The organism is Enterobacter sp. DTU_2021_1002640_1_SI_PRY_ASU_LCPMC_013 (assembly GCF_032389435.1).
GTDB classification, from domain to species: Bacteria; Pseudomonadota; Gammaproteobacteria; order Enterobacterales; family Enterobacteriaceae; genus Enterobacter; species Enterobacter hormaechei_C.
The window spans coordinates 207,052-220,808 of sequence record NZ_CP135594.1; the positions used below are offsets into that span (position 1 = coordinate 207,052).

14 protein-coding genes are annotated in these 13,757 nt (G+C 55.6%); 12 read left to right on the plus strand and 2 right to left on the minus strand.

Annotation, left to right across the window (positions count from 1 at the left end; genetic code table 11):
• Positions 1-11 precede the first annotated feature (11 nt).
• On the minus strand, positions 12-818 hold the full coding sequence (locus RS584_RS01020; protein ID WP_003860793.1) for a dienelactone hydrolase family protein: 807 nt from the start codon (positions 816-818) through the stop codon (positions 12-14).
• A gap of 259 nt (positions 819-1,077) precedes the next feature.
• Between RS584_RS01020 and udp the strand changes: the two genes are divergently transcribed.
• From udp to tatD, 9 genes are all read left to right on the plus strand, one after another.
• Entirely contained in the window at positions 1,078-1,839 is a 762-nt protein-coding gene (udp, locus tag RS584_RS01025; protein ID WP_003860792.1) for a uridine phosphorylase, read from the plus strand.
• A 138-nt stretch (positions 1,840-1,977) separates the two neighbouring features.
• Positions 1,978-3,435: a DNA recombination protein RmuC gene (gene rmuC / locus RS584_RS01030; protein ID WP_047057032.1), complete on the plus strand. Its 1,458-nt coding sequence runs from the start codon at positions 1,978-1,980 to the stop codon at positions 3,433-3,435.
• Between the two features lie 66 nt (positions 3,436-3,501).
• Positions 3,502-4,257: a bifunctional demethylmenaquinone methyltransferase/2-methoxy-6-polyprenyl-1,4-benzoquinol methylase UbiE gene (gene ubiE, locus RS584_RS01035; RefSeq protein ID WP_003860790.1), complete on the plus strand. Its 756-nt coding sequence runs from the start codon at positions 3,502-3,504 to the stop codon at positions 4,255-4,257.
• Positions 4,258-4,270: 13 nt separating this feature from the next.
• On the plus strand, positions 4,271-4,876 hold the full coding sequence (locus RS584_RS01040; RefSeq protein WP_023295740.1) for an SCP2 domain-containing protein: 606 nt from the start codon (positions 4,271-4,273) through the stop codon (positions 4,874-4,876).
• Complete coding sequence (gene ubiB / locus RS584_RS01045) at positions 4,873-6,513, plus strand: ubiquinone biosynthesis regulatory protein kinase UbiB (RefSeq protein WP_015569998.1); 1,641 nt, start codon at positions 4,873-4,875, stop codon at positions 6,511-6,513. The genes RS584_RS01040 and ubiB overlap by 4 nt, the downstream gene beginning before the upstream one ends.
• A 76-nt stretch (positions 6,514-6,589) precedes the next feature.
• Complete coding sequence (tatA, locus tag RS584_RS01050; RefSeq protein WP_069595577.1) at positions 6,590-6,844, plus strand: Sec-independent protein translocase subunit TatA; 255 nt, start codon at positions 6,590-6,592, stop codon at positions 6,842-6,844.
• Positions 6,845-6,847: 3 nt separating this feature from the next.
• Positions 6,848-7,390: a Sec-independent protein translocase protein TatB gene (tatB, locus tag RS584_RS01055; protein WP_003860783.1), complete on the plus strand. Its 543-nt coding sequence runs from the start codon at positions 6,848-6,850 to the stop codon at positions 7,388-7,390.
• A gap of 2 nt (positions 7,391-7,392) precedes the next feature.
• Positions 7,393-8,163, plus strand: coding sequence for a Sec-independent protein translocase subunit TatC (gene tatC, locus RS584_RS01060; protein ID WP_015569997.1), 771 nt, complete (start codon positions 7,393-7,395; stop codon positions 8,161-8,163).
• A gap of 41 nt (positions 8,164-8,204) precedes the next feature.
• A complete protein-coding gene (gene tatD, locus RS584_RS01065; protein ID WP_017694739.1) occupies positions 8,205-8,987 on the plus strand; it encodes a 3'-5' ssDNA/RNA exonuclease TatD in 783 nt (260 codons plus the stop codon).
• Here tatD and rfaH read toward each other — a convergent pair.
• Positions 8,984-9,475 carry a transcription/translation regulatory transformer protein RfaH gene (rfaH, locus tag RS584_RS01070; RefSeq protein ID WP_003860779.1) on the minus strand — a complete coding sequence of 164 codons (492 nt, stop codon included), beginning with the start codon at positions 9,473-9,475 and terminating at the stop codon, positions 8,984-8,986. The genes tatD and rfaH overlap by 4 nt on opposite strands.
• A gap of 169 nt (positions 9,476-9,644) precedes the next feature.
• Between rfaH and ubiD the strand changes: the two genes are divergently transcribed.
• The 3 genes from ubiD to RS584_RS01085 all read left to right on the plus strand — a co-directional run bounded on the left by ubiD (position 9,645) and on the right by RS584_RS01085 (position 13,720).
• On the plus strand, positions 9,645-11,141 hold the full coding sequence (gene ubiD / locus RS584_RS01075) for a 4-hydroxy-3-polyprenylbenzoate decarboxylase (RefSeq protein WP_086524167.1): 1,497 nt from the start codon (positions 9,645-9,647) through the stop codon (positions 11,139-11,141).
• A 39-nt stretch (positions 11,142-11,180) separates the two neighbouring features.
• Positions 11,181-11,882 carry an NAD(P)H-flavin reductase gene (gene fre, locus RS584_RS01080; RefSeq protein ID WP_315748799.1) on the plus strand — a complete coding sequence of 234 codons (702 nt, stop codon included), beginning with the start codon at positions 11,181-11,183 and terminating at the stop codon, positions 11,880-11,882.
• Between the two features lie 218 nt (positions 11,883-12,100).
• Positions 12,101-13,720, plus strand: coding sequence for an ABC-F family ATP-binding cassette domain-containing protein (locus RS584_RS01085; RefSeq protein ID WP_315748800.1), 1,620 nt, complete (start codon positions 12,101-12,103; stop codon positions 13,718-13,720).
• Positions 13,721-13,757: the final 37 nt, after the last annotated feature.

The following is a 13,757-nucleotide window of genomic DNA, read 5'->3' on the forward strand; positions in this document are numbered from 1 at the left end:
GGCTTTTTGTATTACGCTTTCTTCCCGCCGTACTGGCTGAACCACGCCAGCATTCTCTGCCAGCCATCTTTCGCCGATTCTGCGTGATAGCTCGGACGATAATCGGCATTAAACGCGTGTCCCGCATCCGGGTACACCACGATTTCGGCCTTCGCGTTTGCCGCCCGCAGCGCGTGGCGCATGGTCTCGACGGTATCAAGCGGAATGCCGGTATCCTGCCCGCCATACAGCCCTAGCACCGGGGCATTGAGATCGGTAGCGATATCAACCGGATGTTTCGGCGAGTTCAGGGTCTTTTCACCCACCAGTTTGCCGTACCAGGCCACAGCGGCTTTCAACTGCGGATTGTGCGCGGCATACAGCCAGCTAATGCGTCCGCCCCAGCAGAAGCCGGTCACCATCAGACGGTGCGGGTCGCCACCGTTGCGCGCCGCCCAGCTGGCAACGTGGTCGAGATCGGCCAACACCTGCGCGTCCGGCACTTTGCTGACCAGGTTGCTGAACAGCGTCGGGATGTCGCTGTAATCATTCGGATCGCCCTGACGGAAGTAGAGTTCCGGCGCAACGGCCAGGTAACCTTCCAGCGCCAGACGGCGGCAGAGGTCGCGAATATGTTCATGAACGCCAAATATTTCCTGCACCACGATCACGATGGGCAGCGGGCCATCGGCAGATTTTGGCCGCGCGTGGTACGCTGGCATGTTCTCCCCCTGGGAGGGAATGGAGGTCTCGCCTGCGGTAATGGCCTCTTCAGGGGTTGAGACGATGGTTGAAGCATGCGGGGCCGCAGCAGGTGCAAAACCGGTTTTTTCAGTCATGGCATTCTCCGTACCAATGAATGGATTAGCGCAAAGATAAATATAGACACCAGGTTAACAATCCACAGTGCCTTATAGCGTCTATCTTTTGTGCAGCACCCGGCGATATAACTTGTTAATGTGATGTGAATCACTATTTTATGGAAATTAACTGCAATCATTTTCATTCATGGTGAGGTGTGTCACGAAATAATGCACATTGCTTCTGTAAAGTACCGTTTTACTTCTTCTGACAAACCGACCCACAGAGGAGTCACCTATGTCTAAGTCTGATGTTTTTCATCTCGGCCTCACTAAAAACGATTTACAAGGGGCTACGCTTGCTATCGTCCCTGGCGATCCTGAGCGTGTGGAAAAGATCGCCGCGCTGATGGATAAGCCGGTTAAGCTGGCAGCGCATCGCGAATTCACCACCTGGCGCGCAGAGCTGGACGGTAAAGCGGTGATCGTGTGCTCTACCGGTATTGGTGGCCCGTCTACCTCTATCGCCGTTGAAGAGCTGGCGCAGCTGGGCATTCGTACTTTCCTGCGCATCGGCACCACAGGCGCTATTCAGCCGCACATCAACGTGGGCGACGTGCTGGTTACCACCGCATCCGTGCGTCTGGACGGGGCAAGCCTGCACTTTGCACCGATGGAATTCCCGGCAGTGGCCGATTTCGAATGCACCACCGCGCTGGTTGAAGCCGCGAAGTCCGTGGGCGCCACCACCCACGTGGGCGTAACTGCCTCTTCCGATACCTTCTACCCGGGCCAGGAGCGTTACGACACCTTCTCTGGTCGCGTGGTGAGCCGTTTCAAAGGCTCCATGGAAGAGTGGCAGTCGATGGGCGTCATGAACTACGAAATGGAATCTGCGACGCTGCTGACCATGTGCGCAAGCCAGGGTCTGCGTGCCGGTATGGTGGCGGGCGTTATCGTCAACCGTACTCAGCAGGAGATCCCGAACGCTGAAACCATGAAGCAGACTGAAAGCCATGCGGTGAAAATCGTGGTTGAAGCGGCGCGCCGCCTGATCTAATTCTCTCTTCAGTGCTAAAAGGCCGACATGCTCGGCCTTTTCTTTTTGCGTAACGCCTCGCAGGAAAACCCTTTCAAACTGGACGTTCATACAGCACAATTCTATTTTGTGCGGTAATACGTTGATGCAGGGGGCATTGTGGATATCTCAATCCTGATTTATGCAGTGATTGCGCTGGTGAGCGTGGGAATTGGCTGGCTCATTTCCGGCTACCAGCATGCGCAGCAGAAAGCCGAACAGCTGGCAGAGCGCGAAGAGATCGTCGCTGAACTTAGCGCGACGAAACAACAGCTTGCGCTGAGTGACCACTGGCGCGACGAATGCGAACTGCTCAATAACGAACTGCGCAATCTGCGTGATATCAATACCTCGCTGGAGGCCGATCTCCGTGAAGTGACCACCCGTCTTGAGTCCACCCAACTGCACGCCGAAGACAAAATCCGTCAGATGATCAACAGCGAGCAGCGTCTTAGCGAGCAGTTTGAGAACCTCGCGAACCGCATTTTTGAGCACAGCAATCGCCGCGTGGATGAGCAGAACCGCCAGAGCCTGAACAGCCTGCTGACGCCGCTGCGTGAACAGCTGGATGGCTTTCGCCGTCAGGTACAGGACAGCTTTGGTCAGGAAGCCCGCGAACGCCACACGCTGGCGCATGAAATTCGTAATCTCCAGCAGCTGAATGCGCAGATGGCGCAGGAGGCGGTTAACCTGACGCGTGCACTGAAAGGTGATAACAAAGCGCAGGGAAACTGGGGCGAAGTGGTCATGACGCGCGTGCTGGAGGCCTCTGGCCTGCGCGAAGGATACGAATACGAAACGCAGGTCAGCATTGAGAACGATGCGCGCTCGCGGATGCAGCCGGATGTCATTGTTCGTCTGCCACAGGGCAAAGATGTGGTTATCGACGCCAAAATGACGCTGGTGGCCTATGAGCGCTACTTCAACGCTGAGGATGACTACACCCGCGAAACAGCGTTGCAGGAGCACATCGCCTCCGTGCGTAACCATATCCGTCTGTTGGGCAGAAAAGATTATCAGCAGCTGCCGGGGCTGCGATCGCTGGATTATGTGCTGATGTTCATTCCGGTCGAGCCTGCGTTCCTGCTGGCGCTCGACAGACAGCCCGAACTGATCACCGAAGCGCTGAAAAATAACATTATGCTGGTCAGCCCCACCACGCTACTGGTGGCGTTACGTACCATTGCCAACCTGTGGCGCTATGAGCACCAAAGCCGTAACGCGCAGCAGATTGCCGATCGCGCCAGCAAGCTGTACGACAAAATGCGGCTGTTTGTGGACGATATGTCCTCGGTGGGGCAAAGCCTGGATCGCGCGCAGGATAACTACCGCCAGGCGATGAAAAAACTCGCCTCCGGGCGTGGCAATTTGCTGGCGCAGGCGGAGGCGTTTCGCAGCCTGGGGGTGGAAGTTAAACGCGAGATTAATCCGGAACTGGTGGAGCAGGCTACCGCTCAGGACGAAGAGTTTCGTCTGCGTGAAGGCGACGGTGAGCAAAATAGCCGCAATGAAGACAACGATTTAGCGGCGAGTTTATCCCCCGAAGCGCAGCCGGCGCGTTTCTTTCACGGTGGTTGAAACGTAGGGCAAATGCGCCCAATCTGTTACACTTCACGAACATTTGACTGATTAGCAGGCTCTGAGATGGTTGACGATTCACAAGACACAACGCACTTTGGCTTTCAGACTGTCGCCAAAGCGCAGAAAGCTGACATGGTGGCCCACGTATTTCATTCCGTGGCGGCGAAGTACGATGTGATGAATGATTTGATGTCATTCGGCATTCATCGCTTGTGGAAGCGCTTCACTATTGATTGTAGCGGCGTGCGCCGTGGACAAACGGTGCTGGATTTAGCCGGAGGCACAGGGGATCTGACCGCTAAATTCTCCCGTCTGGTTGGCGAAACCGGCCGCGTGGTGCTGGCGGATATCAACGACTCCATGCTGAAAATGGGACGCGAAAAGCTGCGTAACATCGGCGTGGTAGGCAACGTTGAATATGTTCAGGCCAACGCCGAAGCGCTGCCGTTCCCGGATAATACGTTCGACTGCATCACCATCTCTTTCGGTCTGCGTAACGTGACCGATAAAGATAAAGCGCTGCGCTCCATGTACCGCGTGCTTAAGCCGGGCGGTCGACTGCTGGTACTCGAGTTTTCTAAACCGATTATCGACCCGCTGAGCAAAGCTTACGATGCCTATTCCTTCCACGTTCTGCCGCGCATCGGCGAGCTGGTGGCAAACGATGCAGAAAGTTACCGTTATCTGGCCGAGTCCATCCGAATGCACCCGGATCAGGACACGCTGAAAGCGATGATGCAGGATGCGGAGTTTGAAAACGTGGAATACTTCAATATGACGGCGGGTGTCGTCGCGCTGCATCGTGGTTACAAGTTCTGAGTGGAGGTTTCCCGTGCCCATTAAACCCTTAGTCACCGCTGGCATCGAGAATGTGCTGAATGCCTTTCTGTATCGCGCTCCGGCGCTGAAAACCGCACGTCAGCGGCTTAACGGAAAGGTGCTGCGCATCGTTTTAAAGGAGTTCTCGACGCCGCTTGTGCTGGTCTTCAGCGAACGCCAGCTTGACGTTCTGGGGGAGTGGGAAGGCGAGGCTGACTGCTCGGTGATTACGCACATGAGCGTATTGCCAAAACTGCGTGACCGTCAGCAGATGACGGCGCTTATTCGCAGCGGTGAGCTGGAGGTCGAAGGCGATATTCAGGTGGTACAGAACTTCGTTGCACTCAGCGATCAGGCTGAATTCGACCCGGCGGAACTGATGGCGCCCTATATCGGCGACATCGCGGCTGAAGGTATAAGCAAAACGCTGCGCACGGGTTCCGCTTTCCTTCGTAAAGGTCTGCTCCGTCAACAGCGCTACGCTGCCGAGGTGCTGACCGAAGAGTGGCGTATGGCGCCGGGGCCTTTAGAAGTCGCCTGGTTTGCAGAAGAGACCGCGGCAGTTGAGCGCGCAGTTGATGCGTTAACCAAACGGCTGGAAAAACTGGAGGGCAAATGACGCCTGGTGAAATTCGGCGCCTCTATTTTATCGTTCGCACCTTTTTGAGCTACGGGCTCGACGAGCTTATCCCCAGAATGCGTATCACCCTGCCGCTTCGGCTTTGGCGTCGCACGCTGTTCTGGATGCCGAATCGCCATAAGGATCAGGAACTGGGCGCACGCCTGCGTCTTGCGTTACAGGAGCTGGGCCCGGTCTGGATCAAGTTTGGACAGATGCTCTCAACACGTCGCGACCTTTTCCCACCGCAGATTGCCGATCAGCTCGCGCTATTGCAGGACCGCGTTGCTCCGTTTGACGGAGAGAGAGCGAAGAAACAAATCGAAGAAGCGATGGGCAATATCCCCATCGAGACCTGGTTTGATGATTTCGATATTCAGCCCCTGGCCTCTGCCTCTATTGCGCAGGTTCACACCGCGCGCCTGAAGGAAAATGGCAAAGAGGTGGTCATCAAAGTGATTCGTCCGGATATCCTGCCGGTTATCAAAGCAGACATGAAGCTGATTTATCGCCTGGCTCGCTGGGTGCCGCGTCTGTTGCCGGATGGTCGCCGTCTGCGTCCGCTGGAAGTGGTACGGGAATACGAAAAAACGCTGATTGACGAGCTTAACCTGCTGCGTGAATCGGCGAACGCCATTCAGCTGCGTCGAAACTTTGAAGACAGCCCGATGCTGTATGTTCCTGAAGTCTATTCTGACTATTGCAGTCAGAACATGATGGTGATGGAACGTATCTACGGTATTCCGGTCTCGGACGTGGTGGCGTTGGAAAAACAGGGCACCAACATGAAGCTGCTGGCCGAACGTGGCGTGCAGGTCTTCTTTACTCAGGTTTTCCGCGACAGCTTCTTCCATGCAGACATGCATCCTGGCAACATTTTCGTCAGCTATGAGCACCCGGAAGATCCGAAATACATCGGCATCGACTGCGGTATTGTCGGCTCGCTGAATAAAGAGGATAAGCGCTACCTCGCAGAGAACTTTATCGCTTTCTTCAATCGCGACTACCGTAAGGTGGCCGAGCTGCACGTGGATTCAGGCTGGGTTCCGCCAGATACCAACGTGGAAGAGTTTGAATTTGCGATCCGCACCGTCTGTGAGCCGATTTTTGAAAAGCCGCTCTCGGAGATCTCTTTCGGACACGTCCTGCTCAACCTGTTCAACACCGCACGCCGTTTCAATATGGAAGTGCAGCCGCAATTAGTTTTACTTCAGAAAACATTACTTTACGTTGAGGGCGTAGGCCGCCAGCTCTATCCTCAGTTAGACTTGTGGAAAACCGCGAAACCGTTCCTCGAATCCTGGATTAAGGATCAGGTCGGTATTCCAGCTCTGGTTCGCTCGCTTAAAGAGAAAGGCCCGTTCTGGATTGAAAAAATGCCTGAAATTCCTGAACTGGTTTACGACAGTTTGCGTCAGAGCAAGAACCTTCAGCACAGCATGGATAAAATCGCGCACGAGCTTCAATCCAGTCGCGTGCGTCAGGGGCAGTCCCGCTATCTCTTTGGAATTGGCGCGACGCTGCTGATAAGCGGCACGTTGCTGTTGATCAATCGTCCGGACTGGGAAATGATGCCAGCCTGGATTATGGCTGCCGGTGTGGTTGTCTGGCTTGCTGGCTGGCGAAAAACGCGCTGAATTAGCGTCGCTATCGAGAGATTGCATACGTATAATGCGATCTGACTAATTAATCATCTATCACTGGGGAACACGCATGGGTGGTATCAGTATCTGGCAGTTAGTGATCATTGCCGTCATCGTTGTGCTGCTGTTTGGCACGAAAAAACTCGGATCGATTGGTTCCGACCTGGGCGCGTCAATCAAAGGCTTCAAGAAAGCCATGAGCGATGATGAGAATAAGCAGGAAAAAACCAGTCAGGATGCTGATTTTAACGCTAAATCCATCGCCGATAAGCAGGACGAAGCCAAAAAGGAAGAGGCTAAACGTCACGATAAAGAGCAGGTGTAATTCGTGTTCGACATTGGTTTTGGTGAGTTACTGCTGGTCTTTGTGATTGGTCTGATTGTGTTGGGGCCGCAGCGTTTACCCGTTGCGGTGAAAACCGTCGTGGGCTGGGTGCGGGCGCTTCGCTCGCTGGCAACTACCGTGCAGAACGAACTGGCGCAGGAGCTGAAGCTTCAGGAATTTCAGGACAGCCTGAAAAAGGTTGAAAAGGCGAGCATGGACAACCTGACGCCGGAGCTGAAAGCATCAATGGATGAGTTGCGCGAAGCGGCTGAATCCATGAAGCGTTCTTACAGCATTAACGATCCTGAGAAGGCGAGCGATGAAGCAAACACCATCCACAATCCGGTGGTGAAGGGTAGCGAAGAGCAGCGCGAGGGTGTAACGCCTTCCAGCGCGGAGCATCAGGCTGCTTCGCCAGAGCAATCGCCGCAGGAGCCCGAAGTGAAAAAGCAGGTGCCGCCGGAAGAGCCCGTGGTCAAAACGGCTGAGGTAAAACCCGCCGCGCCCGTTTCCGAATCATCCCCCTCGTCGAGTGATAAAGCGTAAACATGGCAGTAGATGATACTCAACCGCTTATTACGCACCTCATTGAGCTGCGTAAGCGCCTGTTAAACTGCATTATTGCAGTTTTCCTCATTTTTTTATGTCTGGTCTATTTTGCCAACGATATCTATCAGGTGGTTTCCGCGCCGCTGATTAAACAGATGCCTCTGGGCGCGACGATGATTGCAACAGACGTTGCTTCACCGTTCTTTACCCCGATCAAACTGACCTTCTGGGTGTCGTTGATTGCCTCTGCGCCGGTCATTTTGTATCAGGTCTGGGCATTTGTGGCGCCCGCGCTGTACAAGCATGAACGCAAGCTGGTTATTCCGCTGCTGGTGTCCAGTTCGCTGCTGTTTTATATCGGCATGGCGTTCGCCTACTTCGTTGTCTTCCCGCTGGCCTTCGGCTTCCTGACGCATACCGCACCGGAAGGGGTACAGGTGTCGACGGACATCGCCAGCTACCTCAGCTTCGTGATGGCGCTGTTTATGGCCTTTGGTGTCGCCTTCGAGGTGCCCGTAGCAATTGTCCTGCTCTGCTGGGTGGGGGTGACTACGCCTGACGATCTGCGGAAGAAGCGCCCGTACATCCTGGTGGGGGCATTTGTCGTAGGTATGCTGTTAACGCCACCGGACGTCTTCTCGCAAACCTTACTGGCGATACCTATGTACTGCCTGTTTGAAGTCGGCGTGTTCTTCGCTCGTTTCTACGTCGGAAAGGGGCGTACCCGGGACGAAGAAGACGAGCCGTCTGAAGAGACTACTAAAGAATAAAACCAACCGCCCGTCAGGGCGGTTGTCATATGGGGATACGTATGTTTGATATCGGGCTTAACCTCACCAGCGCCCAGTTTGCGAAAGACCACGATGAGGTGGTGGCGCGCGCCTTTGCCGCCGGCGTGGGTGGGCTGCTACTGACGGGAACGAATCTGCATGAGAGTGAGCAGGCACGGCAGCTGGCGCAACGCTATCAACACTGCTGGTCCACCGCAGGCGTGCATCCTCATGACAGCAGCCAGTGGACGCATGAAAGCGCTGAGGCGCTTCATCGTCTGGCACAAACGCCAGAAGTGGTTGCCATTGGCGAATGCGGGCTTGATTTCAACCGTAACTTCTCGACGCCTGAAGAGCAGGAGAAGGCATTTACCGCCCAGCTCGCGCTGGCAGCAGAGCTGGAGATGCCGGTGTTTATGCACTGTCGCGATGCGCATGAACGTTTTATGGCGCTACTGGAACCCTGGCTGGAGAAACTGCCGGGCGCGGTGTTGCACTGCTTTACGGGCTCCCGTCAGGAAGCGCTGGATTGCCTGAACCGCGGGCTGTATTTGGGTATCACGGGCTGGGTCTGCGATGAGCGTCGTGGGCTGGAACTGCGTGAGCTGTTACCCGTTATCCCGGCCGATCGTTTGCTGCTGGAAACGGATGCGCCGTATCTGTTGCCCCGGGATATGCAGCCCAAACCGCCATCACGACGTAATGAACCGGCCTACCTGGGGCATATTGCTGAGCGAGTGGCGCACTGGCGCGGAGAAGATGCCCAGTGGCTGGCAGCACAAACCGATGATAACGTGCGTCGTCTGTTCGGCGTGCAGTTCTAAACTTTGCGGAAATCGGTGTTTTTAACGCTCTGCAACACCTCTTTGTTCAGCAGGTTGAGCAGCAGCATGGAGCGCGCTTCACCGTCCGGCTCAGCGAAGATGGCCTGTAACCCTTCAAAGGCGCCTTCGGTGATCACCACGCTGTCGCCGGCATAAGGGGTTTCCGGATCGGTAATATCTTCAGGCTGCTGGTAGACAGAAAGCTGATGAATAACCGATGACGGTACTCTTGCCGGATGGGCGCCAAAACGCACAAAATGGCTGACGCCGCGCGTGGCGCTGATCGTCGTGGTGTGGATCACTTCGGGGTCGAACTCGACGAACAGATAGTTCGGGAACAGAGGCTCACTGACGGTCGTGCGTCTTCCACGCTGCATTTTTTCAAGCGTGATCACGGGTGTCAGGCAGTTAACAGACTGACGTTCAAGATGTTCCTGCGCGCGCTGAAGTTGCCCGCGTTTGCAATACAGTAAATACCAGGCCTGCATAATCACTCTTCCCATTGTTCGGGGCGCAAGCATACCAAAACCCTGGCGGGATCGCTAAGGTGATTATAATGGCGAAAAAGAGAGTAAGTCGTGGAAGTTCACGCTAATTTAACAAAATTACAGCATCACGCGGTCTTACGCCGTATAATGAAGCGCTTACAGAGAGGCCATGATTAACTGCATGAAATACCACGATCTACGCGACTTCCTGGCGCTGCTGGAAAAGCAGGGCGAACTCAAACGCATTACGCTTCCTGTTGATCCGTATCTGGAAATGACAGAAATCGCTGACCGCACCCTGCGCGCGGGCGGCCCGGCGTTGCTGTTTGAAAACCCAAAAAGCTACGCCATGCCGGTGCTGTGCAACCTGTTTGGCACACCTCGCCGCGTGGCGCTGGGGATGGGACAGGAAGATGTTACGGCGTTGCGTGAAGTGGGCAAACTGCTGGCCTTTCTGAAAGAGCCGGAGCCGCCAAAAGGGTTCCGCGACCTGTTCGACAAGCTGCCGCAGTTTAAGCAGGTGCTGAACATGCCCACCAAACGCCTGCGCGGTGCGCCGTGCCAGCAAAAAGTGCTGGAAGGCGATGCGGTGGATCTGACCAAAATTCCCATCATGCAGTGCTGGCCTGACGATGCCGCACCGCTGATCACCTGGGGCCTCACCGTGACGCGTGGGCCGCATAAAGAGCGTCAAAACCTCGGCATTTACCGCCAGCAGCTGATTGGCAAAAACAAGCTCATCATGCGCTGGTTGTCCCATCGCGGCGGGGCGCTGGATTTCCAGGAGTGGTGCGCGGCCCATCCGGGCGAACGCTTCCCGGTTTCCGTCGCGCTGGGTGCCGATCCGGCAACCATTCTGGGCGCGGTGACGCCTGTTCCTGATACGCTGTCTGAATATGCCTTTGCAGGGCTGCTGCGCGGCACCAAAACCGAAGTGGTGAAGTGCATCTCCAATGACCTGGAAGTACCGGCCAGCGCAGAGATTGTGCTGGAAGGTTACATTGAACAGGGCGAGCTGGCACCCGAAGGGCCGTACGGCGACCACACCGGTTATTACAACGAAGTGGATAACTTCCCGGTGTTCACCGTCACCCACATTACCCAGCGTGAAGATGCCATCTATCACTCCACCTATACCGGCCGTCCACCGGATGAACCGGCGGTGCTTGGCGTGGCGCTGAACGAAGTGTTTGTGCCGATCCTGCAAAAGCAGTTCCCGGAAATCGTTGATTTTTATCTGCCGCCGGAAGGGTGTTCGTATCGCCTGGCGGTGGTGACGATGAAGAAGCAGTATGCCGGTCACGCTAAGCGCGTGATGATGGGCGTATGGTCTTTCCTGCGCCAGTTTATGTATACCAAGTTTGTGATTGTCTGCGATGATGACGTCAATGCCCGCGACTGGAATGACGTCATCTGGGCCATCACCACGCGTATGGATCCGGCGCGTGATACGGTGTTAGTGGAAAACACGCCGATTGATTACCTGGACTTTGCCTCGCCGGTTTCCGGACTTGGCTCAAAAATGGGACTGGATGCCACGAACAAATGGCCTGGCGAAACCGACCGTGAATGGGGTCGCCCGATCGAAAAAGATCCTGCCGTGACCGCGCGAATTGACGCGATCTGGGACGAGCTGGCCATAATGAATAACGGTAAGGCAGAATAAGACCGTTTAGCCCTATAGACTTCCCGACAGAGAGAGCGAATGACAACCTTAAGCTGTAAAGTGACGTCGGTAGATGCTATTACCGACACCGTATATCGCGTCCGTTTGGTTCCTGAAGCGGCCTTCTCATTCCGTGCCGGTCAGTACCTGATGGTCGTGATGGACGAGCGTGATAAGCGTCCTTTCTCTATGGCCTCAACGCCAGCAGAGAAGGAATTTATTGAGCTGCATATTGGTGCGTCTGAGCTTAACCTGTACGCGATGGCCGTGATGGACCGCATCCTGAAAGAGCGTGAAATCGTGGTCGATATTCCTCATGGCGAGGCCTGGCTGCGTGAAGACGAAGACCGTCCGCTGATCCTGATTGCCGGTGGCACGGGCTTCTCTTATGTCCGCTCTATTCTGCTGACCGCGCTGGCGCGTAATCCAAATCGCGATATCACCATCTACTGGGGCGGCCGTGAAGAGAAGCATCTTTACGATCTGTCTGAGCTGGAAGCGCTGAGCGTAAATCATCCAAACCTGCGCATTGAGCCGGTTGTCGAGCAGCCGGAAGAGGGCTGGTGCGGGCGCAGCGGTACGGTGCTGACTGCGGTATTGCAGGATCACGGGACGCTGGCCGGGCACGATATCTATATTGCCGGTCGCTTTGAAATGGCAAAAATTGCCCGCGACCTGTTCTGCAACGATCGTGACGCGCGGGAAGATCGTCTGTTTGGCGATGCGTTTGCGTTTATCTGATTTGAGAGACCCGCTTCGGCGGGTTTTTTACGCTCGGGCAATAGCGCTGGTGAAAATTTAACCTTGAAATGAGCGGCGCATTGCCGTTATTCTTGTTCCCGTTAAATTTCGCCCTCAGGAGCGCCCCCCAAAAATGAACAAACACGACTGATGAATTTCGATCCTTGCTCAACGCACCGCGTCGGCAGGGGATGTTTTGATTTCATTCAGGAGTGCTTATGGCTCATTTTGCGCAGTCCCCCTCTTTTATTTTGCATCAGGTCACCTGTCAGTTTGCGACGGGCGATATCCTTTTTGGTCCACTGAATCTTTCTCTGGATGCGTCAGTGTGCGCGCTGGTTGGCCGCAACGGCAGCGGTAAAACACGTCTTCTGCGGCTGCTGGCAGGGGTTGATGAACCCGCCAGCGGTCATATTGAGCGCTTTGGTACACACGTCTATGTGGCGCAGCAGCAGGATATTTCTGCGGATACGACTCTTGCCGGACTGCTTGGTTACGACGCGATCTTTGCGGCGCGCACGCGCATCGACAGCGGTCATTATGAACCCGACGATCTCGACACGCTCGATGGTTACTGGGATCTGGCTGAACGGCTGAGCCAGGCTTTTATCACTGCAAAACTTCCCCCTTTTGACCCGAATAAACGCGCGGCAGAGCTGAGCGGCGGCGAGCGCATTCGTGCCTTGCTGTGCGGCGCATTCGCCGCAGATGCTGATTACCTGCTGCTGGACGAACCGACCAACCACCTCGACAGGCAAGGCCGCGTGTGGTTCTACGAGCAGCTTTCCCGGTATCAGGGCGGGGTGCTGGTGGCCTCCCACGACCGTGAGTTGCTGGCCCAGGTATCGCGTATCCTTGAACTGAGCGCATTGGGCCTGCGCAGCTACGGTGGGAATTATGCTGGCTATCGAACCCAGCGTGATGCTGAGCAGCTGGCTGCCCGCGCCGCGCTGGAGCATGCTGCCACCGAACGCAAGCGTACCCGCGCCCGTATGCATAAAGAGCATGACGACAGCCTGCGGCGTTCAGCCAAAACGCTTCGCACGGTCGACAGCCTTAACATCGCCTCGTTTGAACGGGTCAAATACAAAGGGGCGGCTAAAGAGCGTATTGGTTCCTGGAAAAAACAGCATAGCGATCAAAATCATGCTCTGAACGCTGCGGTCAACCAGGCACGCGAGCGGGTTGAAGAGGATAACACGGTGATGTTTACCCTGCCGGGCAGTGAAATCCCGGAAGGAAAACAGGTGCTGGTGCTGGAAGAACTGGTGCTTCCGCACGTGCCTGTCTCCCCGATAAACTGGCGAATGGATGGCCCAATGCGCGTGGCGCTACGCGGGCCGAACGGCTGTGGAAAATCCACGCTGTTGAAAGTGATGTTGGGCGAAACCGCCCCTGTTACGGGAACCTGTAAGGTCTCCGTCAGGTGTGCGTATCTCGATCAGCATCTTTCCCGGCTGGATCTGTCGCAGTCGGTGATGACTCACCTTAGCCTCGGCAATACGCCGCTCGAAGAGGGGGCGTTGCGTACCCGTTTAGCGCAGCTTCAGCTGGGCGCAGAGAAAGTGACACTACCACTGGCCGAACTGAGTGGCGGCGAGCGCCTGAAGGCCGCGCTGGCCTGCGTATTGTGGCGTGAAGCGGCAACGCAGCTGTTGCTTCTGGATGAGCCGACCAACCATCTTGATCTGGCCTCTGTTCAGGCCATAGAAGCGGCCTTAGCCGATTACCCCGGCGCGCTGCTGGTGGTGTCGCATGATGAAGCCTTTCTGGCAGGGCTGAAGCTGACGCATGAACTGGTGTGGGAAGAGACGGGATGGCGATGTGAAAGCCTGTAAACACAAGCCCCCGCAAGGGCGGGGGCAAACAAACTTT

Bases quoted from the DNA above. Each gene is read 5' to 3' on its own strand.
- ubiD (WP_086524167.1), top strand. From the start codon at position 9,645: ATGATTAACTGCATGAAATACCACGATCTACGCGACTTCCTGGCGCTG.
- RS584_RS01085 (WP_315748800.1), top strand. From the start codon at position 12,101: ATGGCTCATTTTGCGCAGTCCCCCTCTTTTATTTTGCATCAGGTCACC.
- fre (WP_315748799.1), top strand. From the start codon at position 11,181: ATGACAACCTTAAGCTGTAAAGTGACGTCGGTAGATGCTATTACCGAC.
- tatC (WP_015569997.1), top strand. From the start codon at position 7,393: ATGGCAGTAGATGATACTCAACCGCTTATTACGCACCTCATTGAGCTG.
- tatD (WP_017694739.1), top strand. From the start codon at position 8,205: ATGTTTGATATCGGGCTTAACCTCACCAGCGCCCAGTTTGCGAAAGAC.
- tatA (WP_069595577.1), top strand. From the start codon at position 6,590: ATGGGTGGTATCAGTATCTGGCAGTTAGTGATCATTGCCGTCATCGTT.
- ubiB (WP_015569998.1), top strand. From the start codon at position 4,873: ATGACGCCTGGTGAAATTCGGCGCCTCTATTTTATCGTTCGCACCTTT.
- rfaH (WP_003860779.1), bottom strand. From the start codon at position 9,475: ATGCAGGCCTGGTATTTACTGTATTGCAAACGCGGGCAACTTCAGCGC.
- udp (WP_003860792.1), top strand. From the start codon at position 1,078: ATGTCTAAGTCTGATGTTTTTCATCTCGGCCTCACTAAAAACGATTTA.
- RS584_RS01020 (WP_003860793.1), bottom strand. From the start codon at position 818: ATGACTGAAAAAACCGGTTTTGCACCTGCTGCGGCCCCGCATGCTTCA.
- ubiE (WP_003860790.1), top strand. From the start codon at position 3,502: ATGGTTGACGATTCACAAGACACAACGCACTTTGGCTTTCAGACTGTC.